Source organism: Mesorhizobium sp. 113-3-9 (genome assembly GCF_016756515.1).
GTDB lineage: Bacteria > Pseudomonadota > Alphaproteobacteria > Rhizobiales > Rhizobiaceae > Mesorhizobium.
Genome location: NZ_AP023246.1, coordinates 2211832 through 2227705, shown reverse-complemented (window position 1 = coordinate 2227705; position 15874 = coordinate 2211832). Strand labels below are relative to the sequence as shown.

The 15874-nt window shown below is 63.9% G+C and carries 14 protein-coding genes; 12 read left to right on the top strand and 2 right to left on the bottom strand.

What is annotated here, in order from left to right:
• The first annotated feature begins 15 nt into the window (after positions 1-15).
• The 12 genes from MesoLj_RS10755 to MesoLj_RS10700 all read left to right on the top strand — a co-directional run bounded on the left by MesoLj_RS10755 (position 16) and on the right by MesoLj_RS10700 (position 13997).
• Positions 16-1566 carry an acyl CoA:acetate/3-ketoacid CoA transferase gene (locus tag MesoLj_RS10755; RefSeq protein ID WP_446720325.1) on the top strand — a complete coding sequence of 517 codons (1551 nt, stop codon included), beginning with the start codon at positions 16-18 and terminating at the stop codon, positions 1564-1566.
• Positions 1559-2335, top strand: coding sequence for an enoyl-CoA hydratase/isomerase family protein (locus MesoLj_RS10750; protein ID WP_202325968.1), 777 nt, complete (start codon positions 1559-1561; stop codon positions 2333-2335). Before MesoLj_RS10755 ends, MesoLj_RS10750 begins: the two co-directional genes overlap by 8 nt.
• Positions 2336-2348: 13 nt before the next feature.
• Positions 2349-3860 carry an aldehyde dehydrogenase family protein gene (locus MesoLj_RS10745; protein ID WP_202325967.1) on the top strand — a complete coding sequence of 504 codons (1512 nt, stop codon included), beginning with the start codon at positions 2349-2351 and terminating at the stop codon, positions 3858-3860.
• Positions 3861-3918: 58 nt separating this feature from the next.
• Positions 3919-5172 carry an ABC transporter substrate-binding protein gene (locus tag MesoLj_RS10740; RefSeq protein WP_056595179.1) on the top strand — a complete coding sequence of 418 codons (1254 nt, stop codon included), beginning with the start codon at positions 3919-3921 and terminating at the stop codon, positions 5170-5172.
• A gap of 154 nt (positions 5173-5326) precedes the next feature.
• Positions 5327-6283, top strand: a complete 957-nt coding sequence (locus MesoLj_RS10735; RefSeq protein ID WP_140771886.1) for a carbohydrate ABC transporter permease — start codon at positions 5327-5329, stop codon at positions 6281-6283.
• On the top strand, positions 6280-7224 hold the full coding sequence (locus MesoLj_RS10730; protein ID WP_140771888.1) for a carbohydrate ABC transporter permease: 945 nt from the start codon (positions 6280-6282) through the stop codon (positions 7222-7224). The genes MesoLj_RS10735 and MesoLj_RS10730 overlap by 4 nt, the downstream gene beginning before the upstream one ends.
• A 20-nt stretch (positions 7225-7244) precedes the next feature.
• Complete coding sequence (locus MesoLj_RS10725; protein WP_202325966.1) at positions 7245-8360, top strand: ABC transporter ATP-binding protein; 1116 nt, start codon at positions 7245-7247, stop codon at positions 8358-8360.
• Between the two features lie 88 nt (positions 8361-8448).
• On the top strand, positions 8449-9963 hold the full coding sequence (locus tag MesoLj_RS10720) for an FAD-dependent oxidoreductase (protein WP_202325965.1): 1515 nt from the start codon (positions 8449-8451) through the stop codon (positions 9961-9963).
• Positions 9960-10721, top strand: a complete 762-nt coding sequence (locus MesoLj_RS10715; RefSeq protein ID WP_202325964.1) for a 3-ketoacyl-ACP reductase — start codon at positions 9960-9962, stop codon at positions 10719-10721. The genes MesoLj_RS10720 and MesoLj_RS10715 overlap by 4 nt, the downstream gene beginning before the upstream one ends.
• Before the next feature lie 11 nt (positions 10722-10732).
• Positions 10733-12361: a GMC family oxidoreductase gene (locus MesoLj_RS10710; RefSeq protein WP_202325963.1), complete on the top strand. Its 1629-nt coding sequence runs from the start codon at positions 10733-10735 to the stop codon at positions 12359-12361.
• An 11-nt stretch (positions 12362-12372) separates the two neighbouring features.
• A complete protein-coding gene (locus tag MesoLj_RS10705) occupies positions 12373-12690 on the top strand; it encodes a Dabb family protein (RefSeq protein ID WP_172348672.1) in 318 nt (105 codons plus the stop codon).
• Positions 12691-12779: 89 nt separating this feature from the next.
• On the top strand, positions 12780-13997 hold the full coding sequence (locus MesoLj_RS10700; protein WP_202325962.1) for an MFS transporter: 1218 nt from the start codon (positions 12780-12782) through the stop codon (positions 13995-13997).
• 6 nt (positions 13998-14003) lie between these two features.
• Here the strand turns inward: MesoLj_RS10700 and MesoLj_RS10695 are convergent, their stop codons facing one another.
• Positions 14004-14849 (bottom strand): EamA family transporter, encoded by an 846-nt coding sequence (locus tag MesoLj_RS10695; RefSeq protein ID WP_202325961.1) that lies wholly within the window; start codon positions 14847-14849, stop codon positions 14004-14006.
• Between the two features lie 7 nt (positions 14850-14856).
• Positions 14857-15765 carry an endonuclease/exonuclease/phosphatase family protein gene (locus MesoLj_RS10690; RefSeq protein ID WP_202325960.1) on the bottom strand — a complete coding sequence of 303 codons (909 nt, stop codon included), beginning with the start codon at positions 15763-15765 and terminating at the stop codon, positions 14857-14859.
• Between the last annotated feature and the right edge of the window lie 109 nt (positions 15766-15874).

Here is a 15874-nt window from a genome sequence, read left to right as displayed (position 1 = left end):
CTGATCAAGGACGGCATGGTCGTGTCCGTGTCGTCATCGAGCGGCCTTGGCTGTCCGGACGCGGTGCTGGCCGCCATCGGCGAACGTTTCGACGCGGAAGGTCACCCGAAGAACATCACCACGCTGCACCCGATCGCCGCCGGCGACATGTATGGCATCAAGGGCATCGATCACCTTGCCAAGCCCGGCCTGCTGAAGCGCACTTTGTGCGGCTCCTATCCATCCGGCCCCTCCTCCGCCGAGCCGCCGCAGATCTGGAAAATGATCGGCGACAATTCGGTCGCCGCCTACAATGTGCCGTCCGGCATCCTGTTCGACATGCACCGCGAAGCCGCCGCCAAGCGGCCGGGCGTATTGACCAAGGTCGGTCTCGACACGTTTGCCGATCCGCGCCATCAGGGCTGCGCCATGAACGCGGCGGCAAGCGAGCCAATCGTTTCCGTGCAGCAATTCGACGGCGAGGAATGGCTCTATTTCCGCTCGATCGTGCCGCAGGTGTCGATCATCCGCGCCACCACGGCGGACGAGCGCGGCAACCTCACCTATGAGCATGAAGGTGCCTATCTTGGCGGCCTCGAGCAGGCGCTCGCCGCCCGCAACAATGGCGGCGTCGTCATCGCGCAGGTCAAGCGTGTGGTCGAGAACGGCACGCTGAAGCCGCACGACGTGCGCGTGCCCGGCGTGCTGGTCGACCACATCGTGGTCGCGCCCGACCAGCTGCAGACGACGCTGACGCCCTACGATCCGGCGATTTCGGGCGAGATCTTCCGGCCGCTGTCGACCTTCCGCAATGCCGAGATGAACGTGCAGAAGGTGATCGCCCGCCGCGTCGCCATGGAATTGCGCGACGGTATGGCCGTCAACATCGGCTTCGGTATCTCCGCCAATGTGCCGCGCATCCTCCTGGAAGAAGGCCAGCACGGCAAGGTCACCTGGGTGATCGAGCAGGGCGCGGTCGGCGGCGTGCCGCTGCTCGACTTCAAGTTCGGCTGTGCCTCCAATGCCGAGGCGATCATGCCCTCGCCGCACCAGTTCATCTATTTCCAGGCCGGCGGCTTCGACGCCTCGCTGCTCTCCTTCCTGCAGATCGACCGCCACGGCTCTGTCAATGTCTCGAAGTTATCGGCGCGGCCGCATGTCACCGCCGGCGCCGGCGGCTTTGTCGACATCACGTCGCGGGCGAAGAAGATCGTCTTCTCCGGCTTCTTCAATGCCGGCGCGAAACTCTCATTGGCCGATGGCGGCATCCGCATCGACCAGGAGGGCAAGGTCAAGAAGATCGTCAACGAGGTCGAGCATATTTCCTTCTCCGGCAGGCGCGCGGTCGCTCAAGGGCAGGACATCACCTATGTCACCGAGCGCTGCGTGATGAAGCTGACGCCTGATGGGCTAATGGTGACGGAACTGGCGCCCGGCATCGATCTCGAGCGCGACGTGCTGGCGCAGTCGGAAACACCGCTTGGCGTCGCCAACGACCTCAAGGTGACTCCGGCCGCGCTCTATCAGGATCGGCCAATCGGCCTGTCGCTCAATGGCGGCGCCTCGCTCGGAGGCACGCATGGCTGAGCCTCTCGTCACCTTCGAACAGGACGGCGCCATCGGCATCGTCACCTTGCGGCGACCGGAAAAATTCAACGCGCTGGATATTCCGATGCTGCGGGCGCTGGAAACGGCGCTCGACACGGCCGAGGCCGCTGATGGCGTGCGCGTCGTGCTGCTGCGCGGCGAAGGCAAGGGCTTTTGCGCCGGCGGCGATGTCGAGGCGTGGGCGCAGATGAACGCGGCCGACTTCCAGGTGCAATGGGTGCGCTACGGCCACCGGGTGTTCGACCGGCTGGCGCGGCTGCGGCAGCCGACAATCGCCGTGCTGTCGGGCCATGCGCTGGGCGGCGGGCTGGAGCTTGCCGTCGCCTGCGATTTTCGCGTCGCCGAGGCGCAGGTGAAACTGGGTTTCCCCGAAACCTCGATCGGCGTCGTGCCCGGCTGGTCCGGCACGCAGCGCGCCGTACGCCGCTTCGGAGCCCAGACAGTGCGCCGCTTGGCGTTGGGTGGCGAGATACTTCTCGCCCCCGAAGCGCTGGCCCTTGGCGTGGTCGATAGGGTGGTTGAAACCGGCAACGGCTTGGCCGAGGCCAAAAGCTGGGCCGAAAAAATCGCCCACCGCGGGCCGTTGGCGACCGAAGCCGCCAAGCTGATGATCGCCGTGGCCGAAGGCGAGGACAGTGCGGCGGCAACGGAAGCACTGGCCAGCGGTTTCATCGCGCTCTCCGGAGACCTCAAGGCTGGTGTAAGCGCCTTCAAGACCAAGCAGAAACCAGCATTTTCAAGAAGCTAGAGAAAAAATCCTGATGAACGCCCCCCTCAACATCGCCATGCCCGCCGAGGCGTCAGCCGCGCCGAAAACCTATCGGCTGCTGATCGACGGCAAGCATGTCGATGCCCGCGACGGCCGCACGATCGAGCGCAAGAGCCCCGGCCATGGCTTCACCGTTTCGCGCTATGCGCAGGCCGGCGAGGCCGAGGTGGAAGCGGCCGTGCAAGCCGCGCACAGGGCGTTCGAGACCGGCCCCTGGCCTCGCATGAAGGCGGCCGAGCGCGCCGCGATCCTTTTCAGAGCGGCGGACCTGATCGAGACGCGGCTGGAAGACATCGCCCGGCTCGACGCGCTGGAATCGGGCAAGCCGATTGCCCAGGCGCGCGGCGAGATCGGCGGCGCCGTCGACATCTGGCGCTATGCCGCCTCGCTCGCCCGCACGCTGCACGGCGAGAGCTACGCCAATCTCGGCGACGCCATGCTGGGCGTGGTCGTGCGCGAACCGATCGGCGTCGTCTCGATCATCACGCCGTGGAATTTCCCGTTCCTGATCGTCAGCCAGAAACTGCCCTTCGCGCTTGCCGCCGGCTGCACGGCCGTGGTCAAGCCGAGCGAGATGACCTCGGCCTCGACCTTCGTGCTCGGCGACATCCTGCTTGAGGCCGGCCTGCCCGCCGGCGTCGTCAACATCGTTGCCGGCCTGGGCGGCGATGTCGGTGCGCCGATGGTCAGCCATCCCCTGGTAGAGATGGTGTCGTTCACCGGCTCGACCCGCGTCGGCAAGATGACGATGGCGTCCGCTGCGCAGTCGCTCAAGAAGGTCTCGATGGAGCTCGGCGGCAAGAACGGCCAGATCGTCTTCCCCGATGCCGATCTCGAAGCGGCCGCCGACGCGGCGGTGTTCGGCGGCTTCTTCAATGCCGGCGAATGCTGCAATGCCGGCAGCCGGCTGATTGTGCACGAGGCGATCGCCGACGATTTTCTTGCCACCGTAAAGGCACTTACGTCGAGAGTAGCAGTGGGAGATCCACTGGACGACCGAACCAAGGTCGGCGCGATGATCTCGTCCGACCATCTGGCCAAGGTGACCGGTTACGTAACGGCAGCTGCAAGCGGCGGCAGCAATGTCTACAGCGGCGGCCGGCAATTGGCCTCCAATGCCGGCCAATATCTCAACCCGACCATCATCCGCGGCGTCACCGAGGACATGGCCATCGCACGCGAAGAAGTGTTCGGGCCGGTGCTCTCCGTGCTGACTTTTGAAACGATTGAAAAGGCGTTGCACATCGCCAACAACACGCCCTATGGTCTGTCGGCGGGCGTGTGGAGCGCCAGCATCGACACTTGCATGTCGGTGGCGCGTGGGGTGCGTTCGGGGACGGTTTGGGTGAACACATTCATGGAAGGTTATCCCGAGCTGCCTTTCGGAGGCTACAAGCAGTCCGGTCTCGGACGCGAACTCGGCAAACGCGCCGTCGAGGACTATACCGAGGAAAAGACAATCCAGTTTCATCGCGGCCAGCGCACAGGATGGTGGGTCGGCTGAGTTTGGAAGAACCCGGTGGGCTTCCACCGGTCGTGTAATGCAACAAGGGAGGAAGTACATGTTGCGCAAACTGCTTATCGGAACGGCTCTCGCATCGGGTCTGGCCTTCGCCGCCCATGCCGAGGACGTCAAGGAAGTGCAGATGCTGCATTGGTGGACGTCGGGCGGCGAAGCGGCTGCCCTCAACGTCTTGAAGGGCGATCTGGCCAAGGAAGGCTATGCCTGGAAGGACGTGCCGGTGGCCGGCGGTGGCGGCGACGCCGCCATGACCGCGCTGAAGGCAATGGTCGCGGCCGGCAATTATCCGACCGCCTCGCAGATGCTCGGCTACACCGTGCTCGACTATGCGGCGGCCGGCGTCATGGGCGACCTGACCGAGACGGCGAAGAAGGAAGGCTGGGACAAGTCGGTTCCGGCCGCCCTGCAGAAATTCTCGGTCTATGAGGGCAAGTGGGTCGCGGCTCCGGTCAACGTCCACTCGGTCAACTGGCTGTGGATCAACAAGGCCGTCATGGACAAGATCGGCGGCACCGAGCCGAAGACCTTCGACGACTTCGTTGCCCTGCTCGACAAGGCCAAGGCTGCAGGCGTGATCCCGCTCGCTCTCGGCGGCCAGAACTGGCAGGAAGCCACCATGTTCGACTCGGTCGTGCTGTCAACCGGCGGACCCGAGTTCTACAAGAAGGCCTTCAACGACCTCGACGACGCTTCGCTCAAGTCCGACACGATGAAGAAGTCGTTCGACAATTTGGCCAAGCTCGTCACCTATGTCGACCCGAACTTCTCGGGCCGTGACTGGAACCTTGCCACCGCCATGGTCATCAAGGGCGATGCTCTGGTGCAGGTCATGGGCGACTGGGCCAAGGGCGAGTTCCACGCCGCCAAAAAGACCCCGGGCACCGACTTCCTGTGCTACCGCTTCCCGGGCACTGACGGCTCCGTGATCTACAACTCCGACATGTTCGGCATGTTCAACGTTCCGGACGACCGCAAGGCCGCCCAGGTCGCACTGGCCACCGCCACTTTGTCGAAGAGCTTCCAGTCGGCCTTCAACGTCGTCAAAGGTTCGGTTCCGGCCCGTACCGACGTTCCCGACACCGACTTCGACGCTTGCGGCAAGAAGGGCATCGCCGACCTGAAGGCAGCCAATGACGGCGGTACGCTGTTCGGCTCGCTGGCCCAGGGCTATGGCGCGCCTCCGGCGGTCGCCAATGCCTACAAGGACGTCGTCTCGAAGTTCGTCCATGGCCAGATCAAGACCTCGGACGAAGCCGTGACCGAACTGGTCAAGGCGATCGACGACGCCAAGTAAGCGCCGGCCACGAAAACACCTTCCCCGCTTCGGCGGGGAAGGTTTCATCTTAACGATTGGCCGGCTCGACACCATGCCGACCAAGGACCCGTCCGCACGGGCCGCCTTGCCGCCTGACGGCAGCGCAGGGACGACCCGAAAACGGGAGGAGCTCATGAGCACGCTAGCAACAAGCCAGATCAAGCTGACGCCGGAGCATGCACGCCCCCGTGCCTCTGTGCGCTCGCGCCTGCAGGACGCCTTGCCGAAGATCGTACTGGCGCCGAGCTTCGCCATCACCATCGTCTTCGTCTACGGCTTCATCCTGTGGACGATCTATCTGTCCTTCACCAATTCCAAGACCTTCCCGTCCTATGTCATCACCGGCGCGCGCGCCTATCAGCGGCTGTGGGGCTGGACCTTCGACACCGACCCGCCGTCGAGCTGGTACACGTCGATCACCAACATGGGCATTTTCGGCTTTCTCTACATCCTGATCTGCCTGGCGCTCGGCCTGTTCCTGGCCATCCTGCTCGACCAGAAGATTCGCGGCGAAGGCGTGCTGCGGCCGATCTACCTCTATCCCATGGCGCTGTCCTTCATCGTCACCGGCGTCGCCTGGAAATGGTTCCTCGATCCAGGACTCGGCCTCGAGCAGACCTTGCATCAATGGGGCTGGACGAGCTTCCATTTCGACTGGATCAAGAACAAGGATTTCGTCATCTACACGGTGGTCATCGCCGGTGTCTGGCAGGCCTCCGGCTTCATCATGGCGATGTTCCTGGCCGGCCTGCGCGGCATTGACGGCGAGATCATGAAGGCGGCGCAGATCGACGGCGCCACCACCTTCCAGCTCTACCGCCGCATCGTCATTCCGCTGCTCAGGCCGATCTTCCTGTCGGCCTTCATCGTGCTCGCCCACCTCGCCATCAAGTCCTACGATCTGGTGGTCGCGCTGACCAGCGGCGGCCCCGGCGGCTCGGCCTGGCTGCCGTCCAACTTCATGTATGAGTACACATTCAAGCGCAACGAGATGGCTGTCGGTTCGGCCAGTGCCGTGATCATGCTGATGACCATCGTCGCCATCATCGTGCCCTATCTCTATTCCGAACTCAGGGAGAAGCCGCGATGAGCGCTGTCACCACTCCCGCCCGCCAGGCTTCAGGCGGCGTCAACGTCAAACTCGTCAACCGCATCGTCATCTACGGGCTTCTGGCACTGTTTGCGCTGTTCTACCTGATGCCGCTGTTCGTCATGCTGGTCACCTCGTTCAAGACCATGGACGAGATCCAGAACGGCAACATGCTGGCGCTGCCCAAGGCGCCGACCTTCGACCCGTGGCTGAAGGCCTGGGGCGAGACCTGCGTCGGTCTCACCTGCGCCGGCATCAAGGGCTATTTCTGGAACTCCATCAAGATGGTGGTTCCGGCCGTGCTGATCTCGACCATGCTCGGGGCACTCAATGGCTACGTGCTGACCAAATGGCGTTTTCGCGGCGCGACTCTGGTGTTCGGGCTGATGCTGTTCGCCTGCTTCATCCCGTTCCAGTCGGTGCTGCTGCCGATGGCGACGATCCTGGGCAGCCTCGGCCGCTTCGGCGTCTCGCTGCAGAACTCGGTCGGCACCAGCTTCGGCCTCGGCAATCCGACGGTCAACCTTGTCTTCGTCCATGTCGTCTACGGCATCGGCTTCACCACTTTGTTCTTCCGCAACTATTACGAGGCCTTCCCGACCGAATTGATCAAGGCCGCACAGGTCGACGGCGCCTCCTTCTTCCAGATCTTCCGCCGCATCATGCTGCCGAACTCGATGCCGATCTTCGTCGTCACCGTCATCTACCAGTTCACCAACATCTGGAACGACTTCCTGTTCGCTTCCGCCTACGCCGGCACCGGCGACGCGATGCCGATGACGGTGGCGCTCAACAACGTCGTCAACACCTCGACCGGCGTCGTCGAATACAACGTCAACATGGCGGCCGCGATGATCGCGGCTCTCCCCACCCTGATCGTCTATGTCGTCGCCGGCCGCTATTTCGTGCGCGGGCTGATGGCGGGCGCGGTCAAGGGCTGACCAATTCAGAAGGAACGACCATGGCTTTTCTGGAAATTGATGGGCTGAAGAAGCGCTTCGGGAATGTTGAGATCCTGAAGGGCATCAACGTCGAACTCGAAAAGGGCGGCTTCCTGGTGCTGGTCGGCCCGTCAGGCTGCGGCAAGTCCACTCTGCTCAACACCATCGCCGGCCTGGAGCAGATCACGGAGGGCGAGATCCGCGTCGACGGCCGCGCCATCAACGATCTGCACCCATCCAAACGCGACATCGCCATGGTGTTCCAGAGCTATGCGCTCTACCCGAACATGACGGTGGCCGGGAACATCTCCTTCGGCATGGAAATGCGCGGCGTGCCCGCCGACGAGCGCCAGAAGGCGATCGACAAGGTGGCCAAGGTCCTGCAGATCGGCCATCTCCTGCAGCGCAAGCCAAGCCAGCTTTCGGGCGGCCAGCGCCAGCGTGTCGCCATGGGCCGGGCGCTGGTGCGCGACCCCAAACTGTTCCTGTTCGACGAGCCGCTGTCCAACCTCGACGCCAAGCTGCGCGCCGACATGCGCATCGAGATCAAGCGCCTCCACGCCACGACAGGCACAACCATCGTCTACGTCACCCACGACCAGATCGAGGCGATGACGCTGGCCACCAAGATCGCCGTGATGCGAGACGGCGAGGTGCAGCAATTCGGCACGCCGGCCGAGATCTACAATAACCCGAGCAATGTCTTCGTCGCCGACTTCATGGGCTCGCCGGCGATGAACCTGATCCCGGCGACCATTGGCGGCAACGGCAGCGATCTGGCTGTCGTGCTCGACCGCGAGGCGCGTCAGCCGATCACGCTGCCGATGGCCAATGCGCCAGCCGGACTGTCGGCGTTCAAGGGCAAGCCGGTCATCTTCGGCGTCCGGCCGGAGGCCCTGACCGATCCGGAGGGCGCGGAGCGCAACGCCTCGCATATCGCCACCGCCGACTGCCATATCGAGGTTGTCGAACCGGCAGGCTCGGACACCTTCGCCGTCACCAATCTCGGCGGCAAGGGCGTGGTCGCGCGTCTGCGCGCCGACGCCAACATCCAGCCGGGCACCAACACGCCACTGGCCTTCAACCTGACCAAGGCTGTGTTCTTCGATCCAGCGACCGAGAACCGCATACGCTGATGTATGTCGCCCGAAAGTGGATCCGGTTTTGGGGCAACGACATGCATCAAAACAAAAACCTGAAGCGCGTCGGGACGCGATTTAGGCCATGACAAATCCGGACATCGTCATCATCGGCTCCGGCATCGGCGGCGCCACGATCGCCTCCGGTCTGGCCGGCAGCGGCGCCTCGATCCTGATGCTGGAGCGCGGCGAGCCCTTGCCGGCAACGCCGCATGCGCGCGACACGCGCTCCATCTTCGTCGACGGCCACTACCGGCCGAAGGAGATGTGGCGCGAAGCCGGCGGAGCCGCCTTCAATCCTGGCAATTACTATTATGTGGGCGGGAATTCGAAATTCTACGGGGCGGTGCTTATCCGCTACCGCAAGGAAGATTTCTCCGCCATGGAGCATTTCGGCGGGGCCTCGCCGGCATGGCCGTTTTCCTATGACGAGTTCGAACCCTGGTATTCGAAGGCAGAGCAGCTCTTTCGTGTGCGCGGCACGCTGGGGGAAGACCCGACCGAGCCGTTCCACTCGATCCCCTACGCCTACAAGCCGGTGCCCGACGAAACGCCGATCGCGCGTGCCCGCGCCGAACTCAAGGGGCTGGGCCTGCATCCGGCCTCGCTGCCGCTCGGCGTCGACATCGACACCTGGCTGAAAGAAGGCAGGACCGGCTGGGACGCTTTTCCAAACACCGGTCAAGGCAAGATGGACGCCCAGACGGCACCGCTCGCGGCGGCGTTGAAGGACAGCAACATCCGGCTCGAGACCGGCTGCTATGTCGAATATCTCGAAGCGGCGCCCGATGGTAAAAACATCGCCGCCATTCACTACCGGCAGAAGGGCGAGGCGAAGAAAGTCACGCCAAAACTGGTCATCCTGTCCGCCGGCGCGGTCAACTCCGCCGTCATCCTGCTGCGTTCGCCATCATCCAACAACGGCAAGGGCGGCAAGGGCCTTGCCAACCGCTCCGACCAGGTCGGCCGCAATTTCATGAACCACAATTCCAGCGCCATGCTGGCCATCGACCCGCGCCGGAGAAATGATGCCGTCTACCAGAAGACGCTGATGCTGAACGACTACTACCTCTCGGACGGCAAGGGCGGCAAACCACTGGGCAATGTCCAACTGCTCGGCAAGATCGACGGCAACATGCTGAAGGCCAATGTGAAGACGATGCCGAGATTCGCGCTGGATTACATGGCCGGCCATGCCGTCGACTGGTACCTGATGTGCGAGGACCTGCCCGATCCGGAAAGCCGCATCATGGTCGACGGCAAGGACATCGTCATGCAGTGGCGGCGCTCCAACATGCAGTCGCTCGACGGGCTGACCAAGGTGATGCGCGAAAACTTCCGCGCCTGCGGCTATCCCATCGTGCTGTCGCGCCCCTTCGACAAACGCACGCCCTCGCACCAGTGCGGCACGATCAAGATGGGCGGCGATCCGGCGACCTCGCCGCTCGATCCATTCTGCCGGTCGTTTGACCACCAGAACCTGTTCGTCGTCGACGGCAGTTTTTTGCCGACATCGGCCGCGGTGAACCCGGCCCTGTCGATCGCAGCGCAAGCGCTGCGGGTGGCCGAACATATCCGCAAGAGCGAGCTTGCCGCATGACCCGCCCCGCGGCCATCGTCACCGGCGGCGCGCGCGGCATTGGTCTTGCCTGTGCCCAGGCCCTGGCCGATGCCGGCTTCGACATTCTGGTCGCCGATCTGGCCGAACAGGCGCCGGACGATCTGGCGACCGACATCACGGCACGCGGCGCGAAATTCGCTTATGTCCGTTGCGACATCGCCGATCTTGCCAGCCACGCGGCACTCGTCGATGCCACATTGCGTGCCTTCGGCCGCATCGACTGCCTCGTCAACAATGCCGGCGTCGGTGCCGTGGTGCGCGGCGACCTGATGGAGCTGAAACCGGAGAATTTCGACCGTACGCTCGGCATAAACCTGCGCGGCACCGTGTTTCTCAGCCAGGCCGTCGCCAAGGCGATGCTGGCCACACCGGGCGACCGCACACAATCGATCATCACCATCACCTCGGTCAGCGCTGACATGGCCTCGCCGGAACGCTCCGACTACTGCATCTCCAAGGCCGGGCTTTCCATGTGGGTGAAGAACCTGGCGCTTCGGCTCGCTCCAGAAAACATCGGCGTGTTCGAGCTGCGGCCCGGCATCATCCGCACCGACATGACGGCAGGCGTGACCGCCAAATACGATGCCCTGATCGACGGCGGACTGGTGCCGGCCAAACGCTGGGGCGAGGCTTCCGACATCGGCTCGGTGGTGGCGACGCTTGCCACCGGCAAGCTCGGCTTTTCGACCGGCTCGATCATCAATGTCGATGGCGCGCTCTCCGTGCCGCGATTGTAAGTGGAAACGACATGACCGATTACATCATCGTGGGCGCCGGCCCGGCCGGCTGTGTTCTGGCCAACCGGTTGAGCGAGGATACGGCGAATTCCGTGCTGCTGCTCGAAGCCGGCGGCAAGGACTGGCATCCCTACATCCATATGCCGGCGGGCTTCGCCAAGATGACCAAGGGCATCGCGTCCTGGGGCTGGTCGACCGTGCCGCAGAAAAACATGAAGGACCGCGTCTTCTGGTACACGCAAGCCAAGGTGGTCGGCGGCGGCTCCTCCATCAACGCCCAGATCTACACGCGCGGCAACGCCCGCGACTACGACGCCTGGGAGAAGGAAGAGGGCCTCGCCGGCTGGGGCTATCGCGATGTGCTGCCCTACTTCAAACGCGCCGAGAACAACCAGCGCTACGCCAACGATTTCCACGGTGACCAGGGACCGCTGGGCGTGTCGAATCCGATCTCGCCGCTGCCGATCTGCGAGGCCTATTTCCGCGCCGGCCAGGAGATGGGTATTCCCTTCAATCCGGATTTCAACGGCGCTGCCCAAGAAGGCGTCGGCTATTACCAGCTGACGCAGAAGGACGCCCGGCGCTCATCCGCTTCGGTCGCCTATCTCAAGCCGATCCGCGCGCGCAAGAACCTCACCGTCCGAACCGACGTGCTGGTCACCCGCATCGTTGTCGAGAAGGGCCGCGCCATTGGCGTCGAGATCGCCGACAAACCGGGGGGCGAGAAGAAGATCCTGCGCGCCGAGCGCGAGGTGATCGTCTCGTCCGGCGCCATCGGCTCGCCGAAACTGCTGATGCAATCGGGCATCGGTCCGGCCGATCATTTGAAATCGGTCGGCGTCACGCCGGTGCACGACCTGCCCGGCGTCGGCTCCAACATGCAGGACCATCTGGATCTGTTCGTCATCGCCGAGTGCACCGGCGACCATACTTACGACAACTACGCCAAGCTGCACCGCACGGCCTGGGCTGGCCTGCAGTACCTGCTGCTCAAGAAGGGGCCGGTGGCTTCCAGCCTGTTCGAGACCGGCGGCTTCTGGTACGCCGACCCGACCGCCGCCTCGCCCGACATCCAGTTCCATCTCGGCCTGGGCTCGGGCATCGAGGCCGGCGTCGAGAAGCTGCACAACCCCGGCGTCACCTTGAACTCGGCCTTCCTGCGGCCGCGCTCGCGCGGCACTGTGCGGCTGAAGAGCGCCGACCCGGCCGACCATCCGCTGATCGACCCGAACTACTGGTCCGACCCCTATGATCGGGCCATGTCACTGAAGGGGCTGCGGCTGGCGCGCGAGATCATGCGGCAGAAGGCGCTTGCCCCCTACGTCCTGCGCGAAGTGCTGCCCGGCCCGTCGCTGGCCAGCGATGACGAACTGGTCGACTATGCCTGCCGCACCTCGAAGACCGATCACCATCCTGTCGGCACCTGCCGCATGGGTCATGATGACATGGCCGTGGTGACACCGGACCTGCGGCTGCGCGGTATCGAAGGCTTGCGCGTCTGCGACGCGTCGGTGATGCCGCGCGTGCCCTCCTCCAACACCAATGCACCGACGATCATGGTCGGCGAAAAGGGCGCCGACCTGATCCTCGGTCGCGAACCGCTGCCACCGGCTGTGTTTTCCGGAAACCGGGCTGCTTGAAAGGAAAGAAAATGATCAGGCACTGCGTCTTCGTCAGGTTTCGCGATGATGTTCCCGACAGCGAGCGCGCGGCGATCCATGCCGACCTGGAAGCGCTGCGACAGGTGATCGACGGCATGGACACCGTCCACTTCAGCGCCAATGTCAGCCCGGAGCCTTTTGCGCGCGGCTTCAATCACGGCTTCACCATCGATTTCCGCGATGCCGCCGCGCGCGACGCCTATCTCGTGCATGAGGCGCACCAGCGCGCCGGCGCAAGACTGGTCGCCGCACTCGAAGGCGGCACCGATGGATTGATGGTCTTCGATCTCGATCTTACGAAAAAGTGACCGGCGGCTCTTCGAAAGCCGGCTGATCGCTGTTCTCTTTTGCGAGCAGGGCGACATATCGTTCCTTTGGGGGACCAAAGGAGGATGCCTTGAATCTCACTGGTGAGCAGAAGAAAACCGTTCTGGCCTCATTTCTGGGCTGGACGCTCGACGCTTTTGATTTCTTCCTTCTGACATTCCTGCTCACCGATATTGCGAGTGAATTCCACACAGATGTCCCGGCAGTCTCAAAGGCACTGTTCCTGACCTTGGCGACGCGCTTCATCGGCGCGTTCTTCTTTGGCATGCTCGCCGATAAATATGGGCGCAAACCCATGCTCATGCTCAACATCGTCAGCTATTCGGTGATCGGCGCGCTCGCCGCCTTCTCGCCCAATCTCGGCATTTTCCTGGCGCTGCGCGCTCTGTTCGGCATAGCCATGGGCGGCGAATGGGGGCTCGGCAGTTCGCTTGCCATGGAATCCATCCCGCCGAGTGCCCGCGGCATGGTCTCGGGCATCCTGCAATGCGGCTATCCGGCAGGTTACCTCTTGGCGGCGGTGGTCTATGGCCTGCTTTATCAGCAGACCATCGGCGGCTATACGATCGGCTGGCGCGCCATGTTCCTGCTCTCCTTCGTGCCGGCGCTGATCGTGCTCTTCATCCGCTCGCACGTGCCGGAATCGCCCGCCTTCGTCGAGGCACAGAAATCGGTGAAGCCGGGGCTGCTGGAAACGCTGCAGAAGCACTGGGGCGTCGCGCTTTATGCCGTCGTCCTGATGATGTTCTTCAACTTCTTCAGCCATGGCACGCAGGATCTCTACCCGACCTTCCTGAAGAAGCAGCACGGCTTCGACCCGCACACGGTGAGCTGGATCACCATCGTCGCCAATCTCGGCGCCATTGTCGGCGGCCTGGCATTTGGCGCGCTGTCCGAGAAGATCGGCCGCGTCAACGCCATCACGTTTGCCTGCCTGATCGCCCTGCCGTCGATCCCGCTCTGGGCCTACAGCACCACGCCCTTCATGCTCGCCATCGGCGCCTTCGTCATGCAGGTCGCGGTCCAGGGTGCCTGGGGCGTCATCCCTGTGCATCTCAACGAACTGTCGCCGGGTGCGGTGCGCGCGACCTTGCCCGGCTTCATCTACCAGGCGGGCAATCTCGCGGCGTCCTATGGCGGCCCGTACCAGGCAAGCATAGCCGAGGCGCCCGGCGGCAGCTACGGCTACGCGCTGGCGCTGTTCGCCGGCGTGGTCGCCGTCTGCATCATCGTCGTCATCCGCTTCAGCCCGGAACGGCGCGGCCAGGTGATGACGGTGCTGAGTTAGAGGCGGCTAGCCCAGCCGCAGCGCAATGACACCCGCAACAATGCTGAGCGCGGCCGCGCCGCGCCAACCCGTCATCTTCTCACCGAGCGCGTAGACCGAGATCATCATGGCGAACAGGATCGAGGTCTCGCGCAGCGACGCCACCGAGGCGATCGGCGCCTTGGTCATCGCCCACATCACGATCCAGTAGGCCGCACCGCTGAGCACGCCGGTGAACAGCCCGGTCTTCCAGTCGCGCGCCAGAACCGGAAGCGCCTTGGGCCCACGAAAAATCAGGCACAGCACCAGCGCGCCAAAAGCATCGCAGATGAACAGCCAGGCGGCGTAGCTCTGCGCCGTTGCCGCCAGCCGCGCGCCGCTGCCGTCGGACAGAGTGTAGCTGGCGATGAAGACCGAGGTGCCGAAGGCAAAACCGACCGCGCGCAGATTGAGCTTCTCCAGATGCGCACCGCCGCGAAACGACATCACCAGCGTGCCGGCCGACAAAAGCAGTATGCCGACAATGGCGAGCGGCGCGGGCACTTCAGCGACGACGAACATGCCTCCAATCGCGGCCAGCAAAGGTGCCGTGCCGCGCGCCAGAGGATAGGTCTGGGCGAAATCGCCGGCCTGGTAGGCGCCGATCAGGAATGTGCGGTAGCCCATGTGGAAGATGACCGAGGCGATGATGTAGGGCCACACCTCGGCCTTCGGCACTTCGACGAAGGGCAGCACCACGAGTGCGGCGGCACCCATGCCGAGCGTCATCAGCGTGATCGACAGGAAGCGGTCGAGATGGACCTTGACCAGCGCGTTCCAGATCGCGTGCATGGCGGCGGCGGCAAGCACCGCGAAGAAGACGAAAAGCGTCATTTCAGGTCTATCGACCTCCCAAGCCGAAGGGCGTCTCGAGATCGATATCGATCCGGACCGGGAAGTGGTCGGACGCCACCTCGCCTATGTCGGATCCCACCGAGCGCACCCGTCCGGCGAACACCCCGCCGACGAAACAGTGGTCGAGCCGGCGCTTTGCCAGTCTGCCGTCAATGATCTTCTCATGCGTGTGGAAATCCGCCGCCGGTTCGCTGGCAACGGAAGCCGCATCGACGAAGCCGTCGAGATAGGCGGCACCGCGATGATAGGGCGTGCTGCCGACGATGCGGCGGTATTCGGCGCTGCCCGGCTCCATGTTGAAATCGCCCATCCAGATCGCCGCCAGCGGATTTTCCGGCTCGGCCTCGCCGCTGGTCCAGTTGCGCGAAGGTTCGTCATCAGTGCCGCTCCACGGCCCGCCGTCAGATAGCGCGCGGCGATGCTCGGCCAGCAGATAGTCGATCTGTTCAAGCCGCTCTTCCGCGGCGATATGGGCGAGATGCAGGGAAAACACCCGCACCGGGCCGGCGGGCGTGCGGATCATGCATTCGAGTGCCGCGTTGCGGGTGTTGAGCGGCCGCAGCGTCCGGCGCATCGGCAGCGCATGCAGCCGAGACCAGACGATCGGCAGCCTTGACAGCACCATGGTGCCGAACTGCCGGCGCCGGTTGATCAGGCGGCCATCGCGCCGCTCGCTGGCATCCATGTCGAAGGCCGGCCCGTAGACCCAGTGATAGCCGGGCAGCAGGCGCGACAGCAGTTCCGGCTGGTCGTCGAAATTGCTGCGCTGCCAGTGGCGTTCGACCTCCTGAAGCGCAATGATGTCGGCACCGTCGACGACCCGCGCCGCGCGCGAAAGATCGTAGCGCCCGTCGCCGCCGAACCCGTACTGGATGTTGTAGCTGACCAGCTTCATTGCTTATCCGGCTCACTTTCGGTGATGGCAGTAGCGGTTCGGTGGATTGGTTGCAATGTGCAGGAGAATGGAAGCGGCTTGTGCCAGAAGCCTCCCCTGCGCCTGCTGT